Raw genomic sequence first — 23,601 nt, forward strand, 5'->3', positions numbered from 1 at the left:
GAATAATATGGTAACTCCCATGAAAAGCAAAAACGCACTACAAAGAGTGCGTTCCAATTATTATTAAAAATGTTTTGACTTAAAAAGGAATAATGTGTTCTTTTTTAAGTCAAAAAGTAAAACGTTACATCTTGATAAAACTTGAGTTCTATATTTCCCCTATTATTTAGTTTAGCGTTCCCCTTCAATTAAGAGTTTTTCTTTAATAAAACTCCCCCACTAATCAATAGACTCAACCAGCCAAAAATAGAGAGATATAAATTATTTTCTTCATCTGTTTTTGGCAATAAACTGGATGTCTTCTTCTTGAAATCCTGTTTTTCCTGCTTTTCATCATCTGTTTTTACTTCCGTTTTTATTGGAACTTCTCGATGAAAAGTTAGGAGACCTACCTCAAATATATCGTTGTCAGAATCAAAAGAAAAAATGAATGGTTGGGGGCTCCAAATTTCAGGTTGACCATATCTGTCTGTATAAGCCTTCTCATCCCAGTAAAGGGTGTAATCATTACCATCAATACCATAGGCCGTAATCTCATAAATTACTCCATTAACATTTAACGTCTTTCCTGATATTATCCACATTACTTTTGACCCTTCGCCTTGAGCACTCCAAGTTCCCTCTAGGAAAGTAGGTAAATTCTGACCTTCAATAAATTGGGCATGCTTGAATGTTGGTTCCCCCTCTGAAGATCCTTGACGATAGTATATAATAGAACCAGTTTCTAAAGTATCGGTATCTTTTTTGTAAGTAAACATGAATGGTTGTGGGCTCCAGATAACAGGATCTCCATATTTAGCAATATAGGCATCTTGATCCCACACAATCGTATAGACATTATTAATAGCTGTATAGCCTGTTACAACGTACTCAATACCATCTGTAATTAACTGATAATCTCCCAAAACTAAACTCAGGGTTTCCCCCTCAAAATTTGCTACCCAATTCCCTTTGATTTCATCTGGTATATCTTGTCTCTTCTTTTCATTTTTCGATGCATTTAAATTTACTTCCTCAGAATTAGCAACTTCGCTAGTCTCACTCGTTTCAACTTCAACGGCCTTAGTAGTTTGTTCAGTCGATAATACCTCACTTGAATTGACTTCCGAATCATCAGCTAATACTTTAATTGAATTACCACCAAGCAAACAAGTTAACATCACTATAAACATCATTTTTTTCATTTTCGCGATTCTCCTCTCACTTTTCAATGTCGATAAACTTCACTATTTCAACGTATCTTGTGCCCTGTCTTGAACGACCAATACAGAGTCAGAGCCATCATAATAGACATACTGGATATAATTAATGTGTACATCTCCATAAACCTTAGGCAAATCATCGATCATTTGTCTTGAAACATTGTCCATTAATGCAAGGCCCCCAGAAAAAGCGCTCTCATTCAATGCTTTCATGATTTTTTCATGATCTTCTTTGGTGTTAGGCAATATATCAATAAAAAATTCCTGACGTTTAGTTTCTTGATTAAAAATGGATGATTTAACACTAAAGTGTGTACCTTCTACAGAATAATTGGCTTGTACATATCCAGCCACTGTCTCTGTCGTTGTTGAAGCAGTTAACTCATTACTTATTTCTTGCTTAGCCTCTTGTTCACCAGCCACAGCCGACTCACTAATTAATGGCGTTTCAGCACTACTTTGAGATTGAGACTCACTAGCTTCAGGTTTAACCGACTCACTCGTTGTCTTTGTACGTTTATCTAGCTGACTTGTGCTCACCTTTGTCTTTTTAGGATGAGTTGCTTCTGAGCTCTTACTACATCCAACTAAACCAAAAGCCATAAACAAACCTAACATTGATATTATTACTTTCTTTTTCATTATTTTCTCCTTTTCCAAAATATCTGTTAATATTCTGATATATAAAACGAAATATTTCAAACTCTTTCTGTAATGATATTGTAACATTTGTAACACAAGAAATCTATACTTAATATTATTTCTTTTTTTTCTTAACACTAATTTAATAATTCTATTTGTTTTGACGTCGATAATAGCCACTCACTATACAATTAAAAAGGCATCTACGCTAAACTCAAAATAGTTCTAACAAACAATTTGGAAAGTAGGCAAATGACTTATAGTAATATCTCCCTATTTGGACTCTACACTTAAAAACTCAAAAATATCACATCATTGAAATCTATTTTTTAAAAATAACCCACTTACTAAAAACATAATTGACAATAAGCACGACAATATTAGCTAATACCTTAGCTACTAAAGCATTAACATTAAATAAGCTAACACAGATATACATTATAAAAAGATCTATTAATAATGATATCACCCTAAAACCAAAAAAAGTAATCATTTCATGTACTAAAGTACTTACATTCATATTGGTACTTTCAAAAACATAAAACTTATTAGACAGGTAAGCAAATAATACAGACAAAAACCAGGCGATCACAGTTGCTACAGAATAGCCTATTCCCAAAACGCTATAACACAACCAAAAGGTTACAATATTAATTATTGTTGTTACTCCTCCCATTACCAAATACATTAAGATAGAGTATCTTTGCTCATTCATACACTTAAAGGTTAAAACCCACTGCTTTATTTTAGTCATTTCAAAACTCCTCATGTACTCTCTCAAAATCAATAGAATTTTATCTATATTTCATCCTAATTATCACTCCTCCTTCAAACTATAGAGGCAACGAATAATTACATTTTACACTACTTCCCATTGTATACCAAACTCAAAATATGTAATGTCATACTATGCCGATAGTAACTTTTCTAATTTTGACACACGCATCAATTAACTAGTGTTATAATTGAAGAAACCACGAAAGGAAACCAAATGAACATGCACAAAACATTATCCATTATTGTTCCTTGCTTCAATGAAGAAGAGTCTATCCCGCTATTTTATGAGGCAATGGAAGATGTCAAAAAAAACTTACCCTATCAGTTTGAATATATTTTTATCAACGATGGTTCCAAAGATAATAGCCTTGAAACTATCAAAAATTTGCGAAAACAAAATGAAGCGATTCGTTATATTTCCTTCTCAAGAAACTTCGGTAAGGAGGCCGCAATCTACGCAGGTTTACAAAATTCAACAGGTGAACTTGTTACCTTAATGGATGTTGATTTACAAGATCCTCCAGAATTATTGCCAAAAATGATCGAACTTCTGACCTCCAAATCAATCGACTGTGTTGGTACTCGAAGATCCGACAGAAAAGGTGAGCCACCTATTCGCAGTTTTTTTGCAAGACAATTCTATAAAATAATCAATAAAATAAGCGATACGGAAATGGTAGATGGGGCAAGAGACTTTAGATTGATGACTCGTCAAATGGTCAATGCCATTTTAGAATTATCAGAATACAATCGATTTTCTAAAGGGATTTTCAGTTGGGTTGGCTTTGAAACGGAATACATTTCTTTCGAAAATCGTGAAAGACAAGTTGGAGAAACGTCTTGGTCTTTTTGGAAACTTCTTGATTATTCAATCAATGGAATTGTTAATTTTTCTGAAGCCCCATTAAATATCGCCTCGTTAATTGGTGCACTGTCTTGCCTCTTTTCAGGTATTGCGCTAATATTTATTATTATTAGAACAATTATCTTTGGTGACCCAACATCTGGATGGCCATCGATGGTTTCAATTTTTCTATTTGTTGGCGGGATGCAGCTCTTGAGTTTAGGTATTATTGGTAAATACCTTGGAAAAATATTCACGGAAACAAAAAAAAGACCTATCTATATCGTCAAGGAGACGGAGAAAGATAAGTAAGTGATTAACAGTGTTAGCACTCAACACTGTTAATCAACTCTTCAAACTAGTTTTTTTTGCGAACGCGCTAATATATAGGCTTCCAGAATGTAAGTCGCTCTTAACGAAGAAACAACACTTTTAAGCGAAACACCAAAAAGAGGTGAAGATGGGATGTAAAGTCGTTTCGCTCTGGGACTACCAAAAAAAAACAGATTCTGAGATGTCTATCGGCTCTTTTCATTATGCGATTTCCAACTCTTTTTCACTATTAGTAGCTAATAGCTCGTCTATTTTGTTTTGCCCAACAAGAATTGAAAGAAGCATATGTGATTTTAGCATTTTTTTGTCCTGACCAGCAATCATTATAATAAAAACCAGTGTTATCATAACCAGTCAACGTAATAGCATGGGTTAAGAAATTATGAAAATAACTGACCCAAACAACCACCGGTTTACCATCATCTAATTGTCTTTTTAGCCCTTCTGTGCTCGTTCCAGTCAAATTGACAGCTGAGCCTACGTGTTTCTTCACTTGAGCCATTAGCGCCCTAGGGTAAATAGTACACCAATATGATGGCTGTTGACCACTTGTTAGGAACGGACTACCTGAAAAACCATACTCTGGGTTATAATTACGTGGCATTTCATTAGCCATGGCTATTTTGTTAACATTAACCCCTGCATAGTTTAGCATCATGGTTACACTAACAATTTCACAACCTGTTGGCAATTCAGGCATTTGTTTAATAATAGGAACATCCATCACAGAAGAAAATGCACGTGAATCCATCCAGCCAATCACTTTACCATTAATGCTAAATTTTTGATAAATCCCTTTCACAGTGCGTGCCTCTTCAGTAATAGTGACTGATTTACCTTTATAGTGCCAATTACTGCCTATCCAATTAACTTCTGGTCCAGTATTATAAACACCGGTGTATATCCCGTGGCTCCCAGTGGAAGTAGTGATTACTTTTCTCGTACTGTTTATATTTTTTTGAGATAGAATCGAATCAAAAGGATTAAAATTAAAAGCTTTTTTATCCATCCAACCAATTGCTTTGCCTGCTATACTAAATTTTAGATACGTGCCTCTGGCAGTAATGGCTTCTTCTGTTATAACTGCTAATTTGTTGGCATACGTTGAATTAGAACCAATCCACTTAACAGCTGCCTCTGTATTAAAAACACCTGAATAAACACCATGATTGCCATTGTTAGTAACAATGCTCGCATACGTCGCAGTTAATTTTTTTTGACTAATAATTTTATCAAAAGGATCAAAATTGAAGGCTCGTTTGTCCATCCAACCAACTATCTTACCGTTTTGGCTGAATTTTATGTAAGTTGCTAAGCTTGTCACGACTTCTTCTTGTAAGGTCACTAATTTATTAGCATACCTACTCTCTTTATTACTTCCAAGCCAACGAACAGATGCATTGGTCCTGAACACATCACTGTAAATTCCATGATCACCAGTAGTCGTAATAATTTGAGCATCCATATTATCTAAAAGCGTGCGACTAATTATCTCATCAAAAGGAGTGAAATTAAACGCTCGTTTATCCATCCAACCAACTACTTTACCATTTTGACTAAACTTGATGTACGTTGCACGACTTGTGACTACTTCTTCTTGTAGCGTCACCAATTGGTTGGCATACTTGCTGTTCTTATTACTTCCTAACCACCGCGCCCCTGGATTAGTATTAAATACATCACTATAAATCCCATGTTCTCCTGTAGTTGCTAGCACTCTAGCATCAGCGTTGGCTAGAGACTTACGATTAATTATCTTATCAAATGGCGTGAAATTAAAAGCTCGTTTATCCATCCAACCGATATCTTTTCCATCAATAAAAAAGTGAACATAGACTGCTCTTCTCGTTGTAACTTCTTCTGTTACAATAACCAAACGATTATTATATTGAAGATTATTACCTATCCAACGAACGCTTCCATTAGTCATAAACGGGCCGGTATATAGTCCATGTTCTCCAGTTGTAGTAATCATTCGAGCATCTAAGTTCCCAGTACTTTCTTTTTTTACTATTTCTTCGTAATAGGAAAAAGCCCGCTTATCCATCCAACCAACTTCATTTCCTGCAATACTAAACTTTACATAAGTGGACAGAGTAGTCTCTGCTTCTTCTGTGATGACAGCCTCTTTTCCTTTTAATGTAGAATTAGAGCCTATCCATCTAATATTTGGACCCGTTCTATAGACCCCATTGTAAACGCCATGATTTCCAACATTATCGAGAATTTTTGCATTCCGATAAACAGCTTGCTGAGAAATAATTTCATCAAAACTATTTACGTTAAGTTTACTGCCAGTCTCGTTCAGTTTCTTTTTCTCTAAATCAGTAGTTTTTTCAAAATACTCTGACTCTAAAATTTCAAACATGTCATTACTAAATTGAGCATCTTCATTTTGCCACTCAACATAATTTTCGACTATCGTTTTGGAAACTCTCCCAACTTGACTATCTGCAATAAGAGTACTAGGCTGTTGGCCCATATCCCCTATCTGTTCTCTTAAGGCAGTTGCTAAATCAGGATAAAGTTTGTACTCTTGATCTTTTGTCTCTCTTGCATTAGTTTGCTGATTCCGACTAACAACTAGCTTACTAAATGAAGCATTGTCATATGTCCCTTCTTTATAAAAAGGATTCAGCTGAAGTGGTTGGCTCCACTCACTTTTTCCCCAATTCGTTTGTAAACCTAAATGTACCACTAATAATGACCTGTCAATTCTAAATTCTTCTGAAATCGAATAAAGCTCAGTTTCGTAATAATCAATAAACTCTTTTATCGCACTGTCTCTTTGATTAAAACTCTTCATTGCTTGACTATGAATTAATTGATTGATAACGTCTAAATCAATTGCCTCATAGCTGACTTCTTTTTCTCTAATTTCTAAATTATCACTGGATGTATCCTCTATCATCTCCTCTGGTATAGTTTGATCCGTACTTTCGCGTGATTCTTCTATTGATGTATCGGAGGCTAACTCATTATAATCTCCACTAGAAGAAGATACTATTTCCTCAGCAAAGATCAAACTTGGAGTCAATTGACCTACGATGACAAGTAATACCAACCACTTGCTAACTCTCTTCACCATTCTTTTTCACCCTCCAAAAACATTTATATTTTGAGTGTAACACATAAACGATACTTTTGACTAAAAAGTACCAGAATCAGAATTGCTAATAAACTACCACTCAATCAGTTTGTTCTAGTAAGAAAAAGCTCGTTTATCCATCCAACCAATTTCCTTATCATTTATTTTAAAATTAACATATGTCGCCCGTGTAGTCTTAACCTCTTTAATTTGAATCACCGAGCGGTTCGGGTAGCTATTGCTTGAACCGATCCATTTTACACTTGAATTTGTGTTAAAAACACCGTTATATAGACCATGGTTACCTTCAGTCGTAATAATCGTCGCTTTTACATTGTTTAGTTTTTTCTCACTAACAATTTGATCAAAGGGAGACATATTAAAGGCGCGTTTATCCATCCAACCAATTTCTTTACCATCTATCTTGAATTTTATGTACGTCGCTCTAGTAGTTTGAACTTCTTCAGTTAAAACCACAAAACGATTCGGATAACTATTACTTGAACCAATCCATTTTACACTTGAATTTGTATTAAAAACACCATTGTAAAGTCCGTGTTCACCAGCTGTGGTAATGATTTTAGCCTCTACATTATTTAACGTTTTACGACTCATCACTTGATCAAATGGATTCATATTAAAGGCACGCTTGTCCATCCACCCAATATCCTTACCATCTATCTTGAATTTTATGTATGTCGCTCTAGTTGTCTGGACTTCCTCTGTTAGAACAGCAAAACGATTCGGATAACTATTACTTGAACCGATCCATCTGACATTTTCATTTGTATTAAAAATACCATTATAAAGACCATGATTCCCAGCTGTCGTAATGATTTTTGCCTCAATATTATTCAAAGCTTTACGAGTAACTATTTGATCAAAAGGTGCCATATCGAAAGATCGCTTATCCATCCAGCCAATTACTTTACCATCAATTTCAAATTTCAAATAAGTAGAACGGTTCGTTACAGCTTCAGCCGTTATGTATGCAATTTTGCCTCCATAATTTGAATTACTCCCAATCCACTTCACATTGAAATTCGTATTAAAAATCCCATTATAAAGACCATGGGTACCATTTGTTAAAATAATCCTACTTACTGATCTATTAACAGGCTTTTGACTAATTATCGTATCATATTTTTTATCGAATTGATCTAAGCTATTGGCACCAATTATTTCATTTAGTTTTGAATCATATTTCGGATCTGTCGCATACCTACCGGTCAAAAATGCTGTCGCCTCTTTATAGTTTTTCGCATTCTCTACCCATGTGCCTTTGTAGAAGCTAGAATCCCACGTCAAGCCATTTCTAAGTAAAACAGCATTATCCCTCATTGATTCTTCATAATTGGGATATTTTCTAAATTTCGCTTTGATCGTAATCCACTTATTATTTTGGGCATCCCACTCGAGGGTGTCCATTAATACATAATTTCCGTTATATTCACCTTTAATACCAAATAAATTATAATTTGGGGCTTTAGCCAGAGTACTCCTTCCCCAATTACTTTCTAGTGATGCCTGAGCAATCATCACAGACGGATATAGCCCATATTGCTGTCCCAAGCGAACTGCACCAGCAGATACCGACGCAATGAAACTCTCTTGAACACTTGAACGAACCCTTAACTGGCTCATTGCCTGGCTTCTAATCTCATCCTGATTAATGACTTCTTTCAATTCTTCTGTTTCTTCTGTAGTTCCTTCTAATTCAGTGCTGTTCATCTTTAAATCTTGGTTAGAAATCTCCGTCGAACTTTCTAAACTTTGTTCCGCCACCTCGTTATTCTCATCATCTGATTCGGATGTACTTAGATCAGTTGAATCAAACGAGGGATTTACACTATTTGTGGTTGAGTTTTCTATTTTGCGATTATTTTCAAATGAATCCGCTGAGGCTGACAATGACAACGAGCTCATTAACAACACTCCGCACATCAACCCAGTTAGAACTTTTTTCATACTTACTACTCCTATCATTAAATATTTATTCTTTTTTTCGAATAAGTCGATGAACCACTTTGTCGAACTCTGCCATATACGCTCAATTTTCATGAGTTTTTCTAGAGTAAAATCATTAGTTTCTCTATTAATCAATAGTATTGTAACAATCAAATAAACTTTTACATATTTAGCTAAAAACGACTTCCACTCGGTATAGTAGACTGTCTAAAATAGCCGTCACGATTCCTTTATCTCCCGTTAACTTCGTTCAAAAAAAAATGAACCAACTGAAAAAAATATTAGCTTAATGTGCATGATCCGCCATGAACACTAAGGTGTCAATGATAAATAAATCCGAAAACCATAGTCGTTTAAGGCGTGTTTGGAATTTTTTAGTATAGGGTTCTATCACCCGTTTTGAGCAGTCACGCCTATAGGTAGCTTTTTAGCATAAGTGACCTTTCTCATTGCCTAGATGGTTATGCGGCAGTTCTTCACCAATATGTGGGCGACAAATCGCTAATTTCCACCCAGCAGATGTAGCTGTACCTGATTATTGGACAAGTTAGCAAAAACTGTTACTTTTAATGTAACAGTCACAAAAGAGAGTGGGCACTTTACAATGCCGCCTTCAACGAACACAAACCTTTCTATTTTTTACAAGTTTGAGTGGCTCAAAAGCTAGTGGATTAAGTGCCGTCAGTATCTTACAAGATTTTTTGAAGACATATCTCATTTTAGCTTTGTAAGGTCTCCTGAGTAATTGTTTCGTAATCGGTAGAAAACCAGTGCCTTTGTCGATAAAAAAAACATCTTTCCCCCTTCTATCGTTGGGTCTTTTCCAATGAAGAGTGGGTATGATGTTTTTTATACACCCTAATTCAATTACTCATTTGCAAGCTTTTCTCGTCTTTTTCACAATAAGAAACTTTATTAATCTCGCTCAAATAAATCTCTTGTATAAATTTTTTCTTTAACATCAGATAACATTTTATCAACCCGATTACTAATAATGATATCCGCTTTGTTTTTAAACTCCTCAATATCTCTAATAACTCTAGAATTATAAAAATAATCTTCATTATAAGTTGGCTCATACACAACAACTTCAATACCTTTTGCCTTGAGGCGCTTCATTACGCCTTGAATTGAAGAATACCTAAAATTATCTGAATTTGATTTCATTGTTAATCGATATACACCAACAATTTTTGGATTTTTAGCAATTATTTGATCAGAAATAAAATCTTTTCTAGTTCTATTCGAATCTACTATAGCACTTATAATATTATTAGGTACGTCATCATAATTAGCCAACAACTGTTTCGTGTCTTTTGGGAGACAATAACCGCCATATCCAAAGGAAGGATTATTATAATGATTACCAATTCTAGGATCTAACCCTACACCTTCAATAATTTGTTTAGAATTTAATCCACGTACTTCTGCATATGTATCCAATTCATTAAAATAAGAAACCCTCAAAGCTAGATAAGTGTTAGAAAAAAGCTTAATAGCTTCAGCTTCAGTTGGATTGCTCAATAGTACAGGAGCACTTTTCTCAATTGTGTTCCTTAAAAATATTTGACCTAATTCATAGCCTCTCTCAGTTTCCTCTCCAATAACAATTCTAGAGGGATATAGATTATCATATAGAGCTCTTCCTTCTCTTAAAAATTCAGGAGAAAAAATAATATTTTCAGTTTTAAATTTACTTTTTAACTCTTCGGTATATCCTACAGGTACCGTTGACTTGATGATAAAAATTGAATCTTTTTTTATTGCCATCACTTTTTCAATTACGTTCTCCACAGTTGACGTATTAAAATAATTTTTTTCTTCATCGTAATCAGTTGGTGTTGCAATTACACAGTACTCTGCATGATCCACAGCCTTTTTAAAATCACTTGTATATCTTATATTTAGATCCTCTCGACCAATAAAATCTTCAATTAAATCATCAACTAAAGGCGAAGTTCCATTAGTTAATAACGATACTTTTTCACTCACAATATCATATGCTATTACATCTTCATTTTGAGCTAGAAGTAACGCATTAGCTAATCCTACATATCCTAAACCAAAAACAGAAATATTCATTATTATTCTCCTAACTTAATATATTACTTATCTTTTAAAGTTCTTAATAATAATTTTCTTACCTATCTTTAGAAATCTCAATTAATTTATTATTATCAAGTTCTAATTCATCAAAACTATATATTGATTCTAAATTATTGGATATCTCCTCTTTCGTTAAACTTGACCAATCAAAAGCTTGTAATCTATTTATTGTTACATCACTAAAACGTTTCTTAACAACTTTATCCCCTACAAAAATACAATAGGGAGGAATGGAACTCCGTACTACACTTCCGGCACCAACAACACAACCTTTACCAATTGTTATGCCTGACAAAATGGTACAATTCGCCCCAATCCAAACATCATCTTCAATTCGAATAATTCCTTTTGAAAATGATTCTATTTGCCCATCTCCAAAATACCTTTTAAAAGGAAATGTCGATAAATTCTTGTAACTATGTTCACCACCAAGAATAAACTCAGTACCATTAGCAATAGAGCAATAGTTTCCAATTTCTAGTCCAGAATCTTTTTCTCCAAAATCTCTTACCATCAAAGCTCCGTATGTCTTTTTTCCAACAGAAACTTTTTCTAATGAAAAGAGATTTTTTACTGACGTATAATTATGCAGATTTTTATTTCTCCATTTTTTCCTACAAATAATTAATTTTATCATTTGACTCAAATAAGTATACATTTTTCACACTCCTTATTCTATATCTAATTATTTCCTCAAAAATTTTTTAGGGATTACAAGTAATAATAATTCATTCTTTGTAAGTATCAGCAAGGATAAATATAAACCTATACTGCTAAAAATACATATAAATAGATATATTATAACTGATCCAGTAACTTGCTTCAAAACTAAGCAAACTATATAAATCATAATACTACCTATCATAGCTACTATCAAATTCTTTCTCAAATGAATTTTATTATGATAATCTCTGGAATACATAATTGACAGAATCATTACTAATAATTCTGATATAAAGATTGAAATAGCAGCACCTATTTCTTGTAAAAAAGGGACAAAAAGAAGATTTAAAACAACATTAACAACTGCACTTATAATACTAACTTTCAGTACATTCTTCTCTTTGTGATGAGGAATTAATACTCCGTATATATAAAATGAAGAAAATAAACTAAAAATCATTGTCAAACTTAAAATAGATAAAGAATATACACTTCTTTCAAATCCTACACCTGCTAGAAGTTCAACAATCGGTTCTCGTAAAACAATAATCCCTATCATCGCAGGAATAGTTATCAACGTAATTGCATTAAGTATTTTTGAAATAAGATCATTATATTCTTTACCTTTTTTTGCGCTGACTAAGTAAGAAAGTCTAGGTATTGTGACTAATAAAACCGCATTCGCTACTTGTTTAACTATCGTATATATTTTAGTAGCAGTACTGTATATACCTACATAATAATCTCCACTAATCAAACCGATAATTGTAATATTGGAATTCAAGTAAATCATACTCGCTATTGAATTAAAAAATAAAATTAGCATAGGAACTATGTGGATTTTCCAATTTGTGGACAACACGAATTGGATGTTAGCATATTTTCTAGAATGGAAGAAATTAAATAAACTTGCGCCACCTAAAGAAAAAACAGTTATTAATGCATATTGAACGTAATCATTTTTTTCTTTAACAAAAATAAACATGAGAACTAAAGATAATAACTGTACAAAAAAACTCCTTATAGTGATATATTTAAAGTCTTCTTCAATAGTATATAGCCATTCAACTGAAAAAGTATTGCTTACAATATTCACACTAAATATCGAAATAAGTATTGCATAGTTAGACAACACTTTACTACTAAATAATAAAATAAAAAGAATCACATAGGATATTGCTGTCATAATAAGGTTAATGCTAAAAACTTCATTACAAAATTTTTCAAATGATTTTTGACTTCTTCTTAAACTACTACCTTCTCTTACCGCATATTGGGAAATTCCTAAACCTGAGAGAAGTATAAAATAACTTACTATTGACTTACTAAAGTCAAATTTACCAACATTATCAGCTTCCAAAATTCTAGTAATGTAAGGAAATGTTATTAAGGGAAATATAATATTCATTGTTGTTCTTAGCATATTTAATACTACATTTTTTTTAATCGATTTTTCTTTCAAATTACTTTCCTTTCACACTTACAAATTCTAGGGGAAAAAGCCATTATTTTCTAATAGCGGTCTAACCACTGTTTCGAACTCATTTCCAAAAATAAAGCCATAAAAAACCCACACAAAAACATAAATAAAAGTAAATAAAATAATTTTAATTCGTTCCTTTTGTTTGACTGAATGATTCAGACTAAGCTGCGAAAAAATCAAATTTATAGTTAGTAAATTTCTAGCTAATCTATAAAAATTAAGATTGACTGTAAATATTGGTATAAAAAGGATGCCGCTAACATTGAGTTTATAATTCAATAATAACTGACTTTTCCTACCTTCATTATCAATACTATTTATATCAGAAAAATTTACTGTCATCAAAAATTTTGCAAAAAGAATATTTATCATTTGTAATGCTAGAGGAAAAATGAACCCCCAACGCATCGATTTATCTAGGTAGCCTGTATACTTTGATTCTCTCAGAGAACCAAATATAACTTCCAAATAGGGAATCTTAGTTCCATTCATAACTATTATTATAGTGGTCAAAAAAGTAAATAAGATTATACAGAATTGTACCAAGTTTGTTTTCTTAAATTTAACAATTAAAAACGCTAGATAAAATATCATTGTTGTATGAAATGTCGTTGCCACTAAAACTGTAAAAATAAATTTTAATATGTCAAATTTGCCTTCTTCAAATAAATACCTTAATCCAATAATTATAATTGAAATTCCTAATGTATTTCTCAGCTGAATACTATCATAAAACAGTGAAAATAAGGCATACGATGATATAAAAAGAGATAATGGACCTTTCTTAATAAAAAAACTAATTCCCTTATACATCAAATAATAAGTAATAAACGCAATTGCAATTCTAAACTGAGGGAAATCGAAGCCTAAACTCAAAAATATTTTTTCTAAAAATTGATATCCAAATTCTGGTAAAATCGGTCCGTTCGCTGTAAAATTATAAAGATAATAATACCCTACCCAATCAGGATCAGAAAGACTCCATCCCATTATTAATATAAAAAAAGCAAATGAAATAACAACGAGAACGAGATTTCTTTTCCTACTAAAAAGAGTTAATATGTTTGATAAGAAAATAATGATGTATGCAGTAACCATAAAGTTTCTCCCTTACTAAATATTTCATAAATCCTCATTTATTCATTATTCGTTTGGTATCGGTGATTATATACTTCCATGATGGAAAATATGAAAAAAACTTAAGACCACACATAATTATCCTTGATATACTTCTCTTTTGATAAGCCTCATATCGCATCTCGTGGAAATTAATAGCTTTTTGTATTTTTTCTATTATCTGATCAGATTTGTCACTACTATTTTCTAATACGTAACCAATTAAAAGTTTTAAATGATTTATCTCGCTTTTGCTTAAAGCTATAATTTTATTATTGCTCAAATTGCTCCCAGAAGCATTATTATCATGTCGGCGATAAAGTAAAGAATAATAGTTATATATATATAAACTTTGTGTAACCAAAGCAGATTTCCAAACCAATGAATCATGTGCATAATCTTCCTGCCAATATCCCAAAATTTTTTCTAAAAAATTGCCTCTCACACAATACGAACAGCCTGGTCTCTGAACATTTAAATTTTTCCCATTAAATTTTATTCTTTCTATGCTTAAGTCCTTTTTAAAATATTTATGAACTTTCGTAACTTCGTCATTAGAATCAATTATTTTATAATTAGTTACAAGAACATTAATGTTATTGTTATTAACCATTTCATCAATCATCTTCTCTATTCTATTTTCGATCCAGATATCATCTTGATCACAAAAAAACACAAAATCTTTCAAGTTATTTTTACTGCCCTCGATAAAATTTTTTTTCCAACCCAAATTTTTAGGATTTATTGTTAAGTACCAATTTGATAATTGATTTCTCTTAATAAAAGCTTCAATTATACTCACAGTATTGTCAGTTGAACAGTCATCTAAAATTGCAACTTCAAAATTTTTATAGGTTTGATTTTTCAAAGAATTTAATTGTTTTTCAATAAATTTTTCGCCATTATAAGTAGTCATTATTATTACCGTTTTTGGAATACTCCTCATTTATATTACCTCATCTTCTTTTGATTCTCCGTTATCCAATTGATTAATGTATTATTAATACATTCTGCATATTTACCAATCGTAAGACTTTTCACCGATTCAATTGCTTTTTTAGACAAATTAAAATAATCATATTCGGTTATACTTAGTAATAATTCATATAACTGATTCTCATCATTATAGTCAAACAAAAATCCATTTTCCCCTTCAATAATTAAGTTGCACGCACCTGCATTTTTTGAGCATATTACTGGAGTACCCACACGCAAAGATTCTACAATAGATAGTCCATACCCGTCAGCTAAAGAAGGAAAAACTAAAAAATGATTCTCCCTATAGATACTTTCCATTGAACTTTTGGGAACATGTCCCAAAAAACTCACTTTATCTTTCATTTCATTGTATAAATATGTACTCTTATCCACTTGACCAACAAAAGTCACGTCGTAATTAATTGGTAATTTTTTAATCACATTATAAAAATGATACGCTCCTTTAGCCTTTGTTAAGCTACCTACGAAAAGCAACTTAATTTTGGCATTATCTCTGCGTTTCTTTTTTCCTTCCCAATCAGAAGGTTGAACTGCATATGGAACAACATTTATTAATTCTTCTTTAACACCATAAGTAACCAACGAATATTTTGTGAATTCAGAAGCCACTATGAATTTATCAGCAAATTCTAATTCAACCTTACTCTTCCTCATCAATGACCAATTTTTGTACTTTATACTGATACTTTTCTGTTTATTCTCAAAACTATCAGAGCTGTCATTTTGAAGAATATCATTCATGAAAGGATAATAAGGCGCGGACATATCTAAAATACACAAAACATTACTATTATTCAATTTCTTTAAAAAACTCGATGAAACTCTGTCATAAACGATAACTGCATCCACAGAGTTCTTATTAATATATTTAATTAGTTTGCGATTAAAGTTCGCATTATGAATATCCCACCAAAGAAAGTAGAAAATTTTCGGTAATTTTAATCTTTGTAATAATAATAGAAAAAGTCCACTTAATTCACAAAATAATACCACTTGAGAGTCATCTAATGATTCATTTTTACGATTAATAGCTCGTTTTAAAGAATCTCCTTTTAACAAGCTCAAAATTTTTTTTGTAACTGAGCCATTCTTTACGTAAACAGACGTAATATAGCTAAAAAGGGCATCATTAGATTCTAATGCTTCAGCAGTTTTATATGAATGTTGTTGAGCAGGATGTGCTACTACTATTTTTTTCACATTTTGTCTCTCCCAATAAAAAATTTACTTTTTAATTAATTCGCGAAATAAATACTTTTGGTGAATAATCTCCTCATTACTTATTATTTCATTTAAAATAAATTTTTCATTATTTTTTTCTATATTTTTATAGACATTATCGTCTATTAGTACTAAATTTTGAACTACTTCAATAAACATACTTTTATTTTTTAATGGGAAAACAAATCCACCTTCATATTCTACTATCTTATTCCACGGAGTTTGATCACTTAGAATAACTGGACATGATGCTAACATTGCTTCTACTATAACATGCCCATAATTCTCACTCAATGTCGGAAATAGAAGAAAATGATAATTAGATAATCTTGATTTTACCTCTTCATTTTTTAAAATACCTTTATAATTAACTACTATATTTGGTGGTAATTCTTTTATTGCCTTTTGACATTTTTCCCAATATAATTTGTCTTCAGTTGGACCAAAAATGTCAAAGATGACGTCACCCTTGATTTCTCTTAATATTTCTAAAGCATAAATCAAATTTTTCTTTGGAACTATCCTAGAAATGAATACTAATGAAAGTTTTCCAGAATCCTTCTTTTTGACATCCTTTTCTATATTTTTATCAAATTTGCCACTTGGTAGGTTTGGAAAACTTAATATAGTATTTTTGTTACCAAAGGCTGATTTAATAGAATTAATTTCATTTTCACTAGTAGCATGAAAAAAAACTTTTTCGTCTATATAAAGCCACTTAAGTATATTCTTATAAGGTAGTTTTTTCCATTTCTTTCTATACGCACCTTCTAAAAGTTCCCCTCTTGGAGCAATTAAAGTTTTAATGTCATTTTTCTTGGAAATTCGTAGCATCTGTGGAACATAAGTGTATGAAAAAAAGCTCTGTAAATAAATTAAATCTGGCTTTACCTCCTTAATAATTTTATTAAAACTGCTACTTTTGAAACTATCATTTGACAAATAAGTTACTTTTGCCTCATCTCGGGTATTCCATCCTTCAACAATTCCTGATAGTTTTTCTTTTGAATTCAAATCATGGGCTTTAGCTATTATAAAAAAATCAAATTCATCTTTTAAATTATTGCATAAATTTCTAACACTTACTGGTGGGCCACCATAATTTTCTGCTGGAAAATAACCTTCTGTTACAATTAAAATTCTTTTTTTCATTTTTTCCATACCACACTATTAATGTAATCAGTATATGAGATTAATATTCTCAATACTTTTTCTGAAACATTAGGCATCGAATAATCTTCCACAGCTCTTAGAGTATTCTCATTTTGATTTTCTAACACTACCATCCCTTCAAGAATACGTTCACTCTTAAGACCTACCATCATAACACTAGCCTCTTCCATTGCCTCTGGTCGTTCATGGGCCTGACGAATATTCAACGCCTTAAAGCCTAAGATAGATGACTCTTCACTAATTGTGCCACTATCACTTAATACCGCCTTAGCATTCATTTGAAGCTTATTATAATCGTTAAATCCCATTGGTTTCATTGTTTGAATTAACTCATGAAACTTAACACCCTTTTTCTCAATCATTTTCATTGTTCTCGGATGCGTACTTACGATTATCGGTAATTTATATTTATCAGCAATAATATTTAGACTCGCAACTAGATCCATAAAATTATTATCTGAACTAATATTCTCTTCTCGATGAGCAGATACAACAAAATATTCATCTTTTTTTAAGTCAAGTTTAGTTAAAATTTCAGATTCTTCAATGTCTTGCTTGCGAGTATTCAATACCTCATACATTGGACTCCCAGTTTTGATAATTCGATCTGCTGGTAAACCTTCTCTAAGTAGATACTCTCTTGCAATATCACTATATGTTAGATTAATATCCGCTGTGTGATCGACAATTTTTCTATTGGTTTCTTCTGGAACTCTTTGATCAAAGCATCTGTTTCCTGCTTCCATATGAAAAATAGGAATTTGTCTTCTTTTAGCAGCGATTGCACATAAGCAACTATTTGTATCACCTAATACCAAGAATGCATCAGGTTTAACTTCTTCCAGAATAGGATCAATTTTAATTAAAATATTCCCTACTGTTTCAATCGCAGTGCCTACAGCAGCATTTAGGAAATAATCAGGCTTGCCTAATTTAAAATCCTCAAAAAAAACTTCATTTAATTCATAATCGTAGTTTTGTCCAGTATGAACCAACACATGTTCAATAGCCTCAGACTCTTCTAATTTATTGATAACAGCTGATAAACGAATTATCTCAGGTCGAGTACCAACCACAGTCATTACTTTCAATCTTTTCATTCATTATACCTCCAAGTAAAATGTATCTGGCTTTAATGAGTCAAATACTTCGTTGACCCACATTACCGTCACCATATCGTTATCACCCATATTTTCGATGTTATGTGTATACCCAACTGGAATATCAACAACTTCTAATTTCTTTCCAGAGACATGGTATTCAATTATATCTTCAGTATCAACTCTTCTAAAGCGAATAACTCCTTCTCCACTAACTACTAAAAATTTTTCGTTTTTTGTATGATGCCAATGCTGTCCTTTGGTAATACCGGGTTTTGAAATATTGATAGATACTTGCCCAGCACTATTTGACTTTAAAAACTCTGTAAAAGAGCCTCTCTCATCAACATTCATTTTTAAGTCATATGAAAAATTTGTTTCTGGTAAATAACTAAGATAAGTGCTGTATAGTTTTTTAGTTAATTCATCACTCATATCAGGAACAAACTTATTTTCTCGACTCTTTTGAAAACTAAGTAAGGTGGACGCAATCCACCCTAATTTTTGTTTGTGAACCACAGGCACTTCACAGTATTCAGTTGGCTGAAACGCATTACCTTCTAATGCGTTTATCAATTCATTTACGACATCATCAATATAAACCAAGTTCATAATCACATCTGGATCATTGATGGTTATTTCCTTTTTACGAGTCACATTGTGGCAGAACGTAGCAATGACACTATTATAATTAGGCTGACACCACTTACCGAAAACATTAGGAAAACGGTAAATCATCACCCTGACTTGATTTTGTTTCCCATAATTAAATAATAACTCTTCACCAGCTTTTTTACTAACGCCATAAGGATTGTCTAACTCAGCTTGAATTGAAGAGGATAATAGGATCGAAGATGTATTATTATTCTTCAGTAAAAAACTAAGCAGCTTATCAGTAAACGAAACATTGCCTTCTATAAATTCACTATCAGTTTTTGGACGATTGATACCTGCTAGGTGAAATACAAACTCAGCCTTTTGACAGTAAGTAGCTAACTCTTCATCGCTTGTCTCTTTATCTACTAATAGCAAATCTGTAAAACCACGGTTGTTTAATTCCACTATCAGGTTTTTAGCAATAAATCCTCTAGCTCCCGTAATTAAAATTTTCATTTAGTTGTCCAACTTTCCAGTTCACTTCTAACGAAATCCAGTTCTAATAATTTCTCTTTGATCTCTTCTATAGTCAATATTTTTGTATTGTGTGAATTATACTCTTTTTGCTCCGTTAATTCTTCACTGCCATCTTCAAAGAACTTATCATAATTTAGATCTCGTTTATCTGCTGGCACGCGGTAAAAGCCATCAAGATCATCTGCTTTAATGTACTCTTCTTTCGTCAAAAGTGTTTCATATAGCTTTTCACCATGGCGGGTACCTATAATTCTAATTTCTTTGTCATAGTTAAACAGTTCTTGAAGCGCTTGAGCCAAATCTCTAATCGTTGACGCCGGAGACTTTTGCACCATAATATCGCCCGCTTTAGCATTATGGAAAGCAAAAACAACTAGTTCCACAGCCTCTTCTAAACTCATTAAATAGCGCGTCATATTGGGATCAGTTACTGTTAATTGCTCACCTTTTTTTATCTGATCAATAAACAACGGTATAACAGAACCACGTGAAGCCATCACATTTCCATATCTTGTTCCACAAATAAGTGTCTCATCTTCACTAACAGTTCTCGATTTGGCAACAAACACTTTCTCCATCATGGCTTTTGAAATACCCATAGCATTGATAGGATAAGCAGCTTTATCAGTTGATAAACAAATAACTTTTTCTACGCCCTCTTGAATAGCAGCATCTAAAACATTTTCTGTCCCAAGTATATTAGTTTTAACAGCCTCTAACGGGAAAAATTCGCACGAAGGCACTTGTTTTAAAGCCGCCGCATGAAAAACATAGTCAACATTGTGCATAGCATTTTTCACACTTTGTATATCTCTTACATCACCAATATAAAACTTCAATTTATCGTTTTTGTAAATTTTGCGCATGTCATCTTGTTTCTTTTCATCTCTTGAAAATATTCTTATTTCTTTAATATCAGTATTCAAAAAACGATTCATAACTGCATTTCCAAATGAGCCAGTGCCGCCAGTAATTAATAACGTTTTGTTTTTAAACAACCTTTTCACTCCTCTAAATAATTATCCATTTGATTTAACAACTCTTCTTTATCAAAATTAGTTTGATAATAATGAAGGGAGTTTTTTCCCATAATTTCTAATTCTTGCTGATCTAATTTTGACAATTGAATGACATTACTAACCAATTTTTCAATATCTCCTGATGCGCCAGTTAAACCACACTTAGATTCACTAACAATTCGATTAACTTCACCGTCAGCAACGACTAATACAGGTACACCACAAGCCATTGTGGACTGTAATTTAGCTGGAATTGTCATTTTAAAAATCTCATTCTTTGCAAGGGATATCAAAGACATATCGGTATCAGCTAGATACTTAGGTACAGCAGTAGCCGGTTGTTTTTCGATAAAATCAAAATAATCCATCACTGATTTTTCTTCAACTTCCTTCATCAAATTTGCCTTGTACCGACCATCACCAATAATTTCAAATTTACAATAAACACTAAGGTCTCTTAACTTGACAGCTACCTCTGGCAAAATTTCCAACCCTTGCGCATAACCAACATTACCAGCAAAAGTGATTTTCCTAAACTCCTTGGATTTTACGATATCCATACCATCAAGTACAGATTTAGAATAGAAATCTTCAGCATATTGAGGCCAAAAAATTATTTTATCTTCAAAATCGCCTTTGTCATTAATTGAGTCAGCAAATTTATTTGATGAAATAAATATTTTTTTACAATTTTTGTAAATATATTTTACCATTCTAGTTAATTGTTTTATGATAAACTGATTACTTATCCCTGTAATAATTTCAAAATTTTCTGGCCATAAATCTAAAACATAGATATAGCAAGGAATTTTTTTCCTTTTTGCATACCAAACACCTGGCAAAGCTTGCGTCATTGGAGATACTTCATAAACGAAAACTGAGTCCACATCACTTTTAGAAAACAGCGCCCAGAAAAAACCAAAAAAAACGAAGGACAAATAATTTAGTGCTAACATAATGGAATTGTTACCTCTCGGAATAAGTGGCAAACGAATAATGGTAGCACCTTCATACGTTTCTTTCCTTCTATTCCAGAAATTATAGCCTGAATAAAACTTTCCCTCAGGATAATTGGGTTTTCCAGTCAAAACAGTCACCTCGTAACCTCTAGAAATCCACTCTTTACAAAGATCATTCACCCTAAATTGCTCAGGAAAAAAGTATTGACTAACTATCAGTATGTGTTTTTTTTTCATTCCTTCAATCCTTACCTGAATTTAAGATTCCTCAGTCAATTTAATTGATTCTTCAAAATCAATAATTTGATAATTATCAATTTTCTCAGTACTGATTTTTTTATCATATACCAAATTACCAAATGCTTTATTTGTCAATTTGCCCACTTTCCCTGGAATTAAACTCAAAAGTATGATTCCCCAGTTAAACAATGGGGTTAGTATTAATTTATGGTTGTGAGTATCAGCCACTATTTTTACTAAGTCACTGGTTTTAATGTACTCCTTGTTCTGAGGAAAAAAAATACCTGAGATTTCTTCCATAATAAGCAATCTAATAAACTCAGATAAATTACTAATATGTAGCATAGAACGCTCATTATCAAATTTTGGGAAAACTGGAGTTTTCAAAGCTAAACGGGACAGCATCGAATAATTTCCTTTACTTCCTTTGCCATAAATCATTGGCGGCCTAACGACCGCTAATGTAAATCCATCATCTTCCAATTCAGATAATTTCAATTCTGCTTGTAGCTTACTATCACCATAGAAACTACTTGGATTTGGCTTGGTTTGAGAGGTAATAACTCTCTGCTTACTAACATTTGTTTTATCATCGTAAACAATGATTGAACTCATATAAATAAATTGACTTTTTTTTCCTTGTCGATCAGCTTTAAACTTTTCAGCGACATCAAAAGAAAGATCACGATTTATTTGATAATATCGCGCTTTCTCTTCTTCTGTTATTTTCCCAGTATCGGCATGAGCAATTCCCGCAACATGAAAAATGCAGTCATACTCTTTCCAGTTCTGAGAGCGCCAATCATTTCCTCTGACACTTACAACTGTAACTTCAAATAACTCCGAATCCTTTTTCAACCACTGCTCTACTGAGGTACCAATATAGCTATTTTCTCCAGTAATCAATACTCGTTTCATTGTTCACCCTCGTTATCTTCAATTGCGGCAGTATTTCCTTCAACTATACCATCTGATTTGAACACGGAAATGACTGTCCCAAAGAAACATTTCACATCCATGATAACCCTTTCATGACTCACATAATAGCCATCTAGTTTGGCTTTCAGAGGGATTTCCAACTCATCACGTCCATTAATCTGAGCCCAGCCAGTTAACCCAGGCCGAATGTCATTAGCACCGTACTTATCTCGCTCTTCTATCAAATCATATTGATTCCACAGCGCGGGGCGAGGACCTATAATAGACATCTCACCTTTCAAGATGTTAACTATCTGAGGCAACTCATCTAAACTCGTTTTTCTGAGGAACTTGCCAACTTTTGTAATAAAATAGTCGGGATTTTCAAGTAGGTGAGTTGGCATTTCTTTTGGAGTATCTATCCTCATCGTGCGAAATTTATAGATTTGAAAATGTTCTTTTTTCTTGCCAACTCTTTTTTGTGTAAATATGATGGGTCCTTTTGAATCTAATTTTATCGCCAACACTATTACCAACAAAACAGGTGACAAAACGATTAAACCAATCAAAGATAAACAAAAATCCACACATCGTTTAATTCCTTTATCGTACATTC

Annotated in this window: 19 protein-coding genes; 1 reads left to right on the top strand and 18 read right to left on the bottom strand. The window is 32.5% G+C overall.

Features of this window, described 5'->3' with window-relative positions; all coding sequences use genetic code 11:
* Positions 1–188 precede the first annotated feature (188 nt).
* The 3 genes from I6N95_RS21625 to I6N95_RS21635 form a co-directional block, all read right to left on the bottom strand.
* A complete protein-coding gene (locus tag I6N95_RS21625; RefSeq protein ID WP_209531448.1) occupies positions 189–1,184 on the bottom strand; it encodes an LPXTG cell wall anchor domain-containing protein in 996 nt (331 codons plus the stop codon).
* Between the two features lie 42 nt (positions 1,185–1,226).
* Positions 1,227–1,844, bottom strand: a complete 618-nt coding sequence (locus tag I6N95_RS21630; RefSeq protein WP_209531449.1) for a hypothetical protein — start codon at positions 1,842–1,844, stop codon at positions 1,227–1,229.
* 322 nt (positions 1,845–2,166) lie between these two features.
* Positions 2,167–2,598 carry a GtrA family protein gene (locus I6N95_RS21635; RefSeq protein WP_209531450.1) on the bottom strand — a complete coding sequence of 144 codons (432 nt, stop codon included), beginning with the start codon at positions 2,596–2,598 and terminating at the stop codon, positions 2,167–2,169.
* Between the two features lie 243 nt (positions 2,599–2,841).
* On the opposite strand from I6N95_RS21635, the gene I6N95_RS21640 reads away from it, so the two are divergent.
* Positions 2,842–3,777 (top strand): glycosyltransferase family 2 protein, encoded by a 936-nt coding sequence (locus tag I6N95_RS21640; protein ID WP_209531451.1) that lies wholly within the window; start codon positions 2,842–2,844, stop codon positions 3,775–3,777.
* Between the two features lie 250 nt (positions 3,778–4,027).
* On the opposite strand, the gene I6N95_RS21645 is transcribed toward I6N95_RS21640, so the two are convergent.
* The 15 genes from I6N95_RS21645 to I6N95_RS21715 all read right to left on the bottom strand — a co-directional run bounded on the left by I6N95_RS21645 (position 4,028) and on the right by I6N95_RS21715 (position 23,599).
* Complete coding sequence (locus tag I6N95_RS21645) at positions 4,028–6,886, bottom strand: GW dipeptide domain-containing protein (protein WP_209531452.1); 2,859 nt, start codon at positions 6,884–6,886, stop codon at positions 4,028–4,030.
* Positions 6,887–7,000: 114 nt separating this feature from the next.
* Entirely contained in the window at positions 7,001–8,854 is a 1,854-nt protein-coding gene (locus I6N95_RS21650; protein WP_209531453.1) for a GW dipeptide domain-containing protein, read from the bottom strand.
* 915 nt (positions 8,855–9,769) lie between these two features.
* Positions 9,770–10,936 (bottom strand): nucleotide sugar dehydrogenase, encoded by a 1,167-nt coding sequence (locus tag I6N95_RS21655; RefSeq protein ID WP_209531454.1) that lies wholly within the window; start codon positions 10,934–10,936, stop codon positions 9,770–9,772.
* A 58-nt stretch (positions 10,937–10,994) separates the two neighbouring features.
* On the bottom strand, positions 10,995–11,618 hold the full coding sequence (locus tag I6N95_RS21660) for a CatB-related O-acetyltransferase (RefSeq protein ID WP_209531455.1): 624 nt from the start codon (positions 11,616–11,618) through the stop codon (positions 10,995–10,997).
* 27 nt (positions 11,619–11,645) lie between these two features.
* The gene (locus I6N95_RS21665; protein WP_209531456.1) at positions 11,646–13,085 is read right to left on the bottom strand and encodes a flippase; all 1,440 of its coding nucleotides are present in this window, start codon (positions 13,083–13,085) and stop codon (positions 11,646–11,648) included.
* Positions 13,086–13,112: 27 nt separating this feature from the next.
* Entirely contained in the window at positions 13,113–14,204 is a 1,092-nt protein-coding gene (locus tag I6N95_RS21670; protein ID WP_209531457.1) for an EpsG family protein, read from the bottom strand.
* A gap of 34 nt (positions 14,205–14,238) precedes the next feature.
* The gene (locus I6N95_RS21675; protein ID WP_209531458.1) at positions 14,239–15,168 is read right to left on the bottom strand and encodes a glycosyltransferase; all 930 of its coding nucleotides are present in this window, start codon (positions 15,166–15,168) and stop codon (positions 14,239–14,241) included.
* A 5-nt stretch (positions 15,169–15,173) separates the two neighbouring features.
* A complete protein-coding gene (locus tag I6N95_RS27765) occupies positions 15,174–16,421 on the bottom strand; it encodes a glycosyltransferase family 4 protein (RefSeq protein ID WP_209531459.1) in 1,248 nt (415 codons plus the stop codon).
* Positions 16,422–16,445: 24 nt separating this feature from the next.
* Positions 16,446–17,603: a glycosyltransferase family 4 protein gene (locus I6N95_RS21685; RefSeq protein ID WP_209531460.1), complete on the bottom strand. Its 1,158-nt coding sequence runs from the start codon at positions 17,601–17,603 to the stop codon at positions 16,446–16,448.
* Positions 17,591–18,715 (bottom strand): non-hydrolyzing UDP-N-acetylglucosamine 2-epimerase, encoded by a 1,125-nt coding sequence (wecB, locus tag I6N95_RS21690; RefSeq protein WP_209531461.1) that lies wholly within the window; start codon positions 18,713–18,715, stop codon positions 17,591–17,593. The genes I6N95_RS21685 and wecB overlap by 13 nt, the downstream gene beginning before the upstream one ends.
* A gap of 3 nt (positions 18,716–18,718) precedes the next feature.
* Positions 18,719–19,828, bottom strand: a complete 1,110-nt coding sequence (locus tag I6N95_RS21695; RefSeq protein ID WP_209531462.1) for a polysaccharide biosynthesis C-terminal domain-containing protein — start codon at positions 19,826–19,828, stop codon at positions 18,719–18,721.
* Positions 19,825–20,847, bottom strand: a complete 1,023-nt coding sequence (locus tag I6N95_RS21700; protein ID WP_209531463.1) for a nucleoside-diphosphate sugar epimerase/dehydratase — start codon at positions 20,845–20,847, stop codon at positions 19,825–19,827. Before I6N95_RS21700 ends, I6N95_RS21695 begins: the two co-directional genes overlap by 4 nt.
* Before the next feature lie 5 nt (positions 20,848–20,852).
* Positions 20,853–22,064: a glycosyltransferase family 4 protein gene (locus I6N95_RS21705; RefSeq protein WP_209531464.1), complete on the bottom strand. Its 1,212-nt coding sequence runs from the start codon at positions 22,062–22,064 to the stop codon at positions 20,853–20,855.
* A gap of 21 nt (positions 22,065–22,085) precedes the next feature.
* A complete protein-coding gene (locus I6N95_RS21710; RefSeq protein WP_209531465.1) occupies positions 22,086–22,985 on the bottom strand; it encodes an NAD-dependent epimerase/dehydratase family protein in 900 nt (299 codons plus the stop codon).
* Entirely contained in the window at positions 22,982–23,599 is a 618-nt protein-coding gene (locus tag I6N95_RS21715; RefSeq protein WP_209531466.1) for a sugar transferase, read from the bottom strand. Before I6N95_RS21715 ends, I6N95_RS21710 begins: the two co-directional genes overlap by 4 nt.
* Positions 23,600–23,601: the final 2 nt, after the last annotated feature.

The organism is Vagococcus allomyrinae (assembly GCF_017829975.1).
In the GTDB taxonomy this organism is placed as follows: domain Bacteria; phylum Bacillota; class Bacilli; order Lactobacillales; family Vagococcaceae; genus Vagococcus_D; species Vagococcus_D allomyrinae.

Excerpts from the sequence above, each read along its gene's own strand:
- I6N95_RS21625 (WP_209531448.1), bottom strand. The coding sequence starts at position 1,184 with ATGAAAAAAATGATGTTTATAGTGATGTTAACTTGTTTGCTTGGTGGT.
- I6N95_RS21630 (WP_209531449.1), bottom strand. The coding sequence starts at position 1,844 with ATGAAAAAGAAAGTAATAATATCAATGTTAGGTTTGTTTATGGCTTTT.
- I6N95_RS21635 (WP_209531450.1), bottom strand. The coding sequence starts at position 2,598 with ATGACTAAAATAAAGCAGTGGGTTTTAACCTTTAAGTGTATGAATGAG.
- I6N95_RS21640 (WP_209531451.1), top strand. The coding sequence starts at position 2,842 with ATGCACAAAACATTATCCATTATTGTTCCTTGCTTCAATGAAGAAGAG.
- I6N95_RS21645 (WP_209531452.1), bottom strand. The coding sequence starts at position 6,886 with ATGGTGAAGAGAGTTAGCAAGTGGTTGGTATTACTTGTCATCGTAGGT.
- I6N95_RS21650 (WP_209531453.1), bottom strand. The coding sequence starts at position 8,854 with ATGAAAAAAGTTCTAACTGGGTTGATGTGCGGAGTGTTGTTAATGAGC.
- I6N95_RS21655 (WP_209531454.1), bottom strand. The coding sequence starts at position 10,936 with ATGAATATTTCTGTTTTTGGTTTAGGATATGTAGGATTAGCTAATGCG.
- I6N95_RS21660 (WP_209531455.1), bottom strand. The coding sequence starts at position 11,618 with ATGTATACTTATTTGAGTCAAATGATAAAATTAATTATTTGTAGGAAA.
- I6N95_RS21670 (WP_209531457.1), bottom strand. The coding sequence starts at position 14,204 with ATGGTTACTGCATACATCATTATTTTCTTATCAAACATATTAACTCTT.
- I6N95_RS21675 (WP_209531458.1), bottom strand. The coding sequence starts at position 15,168 with ATGAGGAGTATTCCAAAAACGGTAATAATAATGACTACTTATAATGGC.
- I6N95_RS21685 (WP_209531460.1), bottom strand. The coding sequence starts at position 17,603 with ATGGAAAAAATGAAAAAAAGAATTTTAATTGTAACAGAAGGTTATTTT.
- wecB (WP_209531461.1), bottom strand. The coding sequence starts at position 18,715 with ATGAAAAGATTGAAAGTAATGACTGTGGTTGGTACTCGACCTGAGATA.
- I6N95_RS21695 (WP_209531462.1), bottom strand. The coding sequence starts at position 19,828 with ATGAAAATTTTAATTACGGGAGCTAGAGGATTTATTGCTAAAAACCTG.
- I6N95_RS21705 (WP_209531464.1), bottom strand. The coding sequence starts at position 22,064 with ATGAAAAAAAAACACATACTGATAGTTAGTCAATACTTTTTTCCTGAG.
- I6N95_RS21710 (WP_209531465.1), bottom strand. The coding sequence starts at position 22,985 with ATGAAACGAGTATTGATTACTGGAGAAAATAGCTATATTGGTACCTCA.
- I6N95_RS21715 (WP_209531466.1), bottom strand. The coding sequence starts at position 23,599 with ATGTACGATAAAGGAATTAAACGATGTGTGGATTTTTGTTTATCTTTG.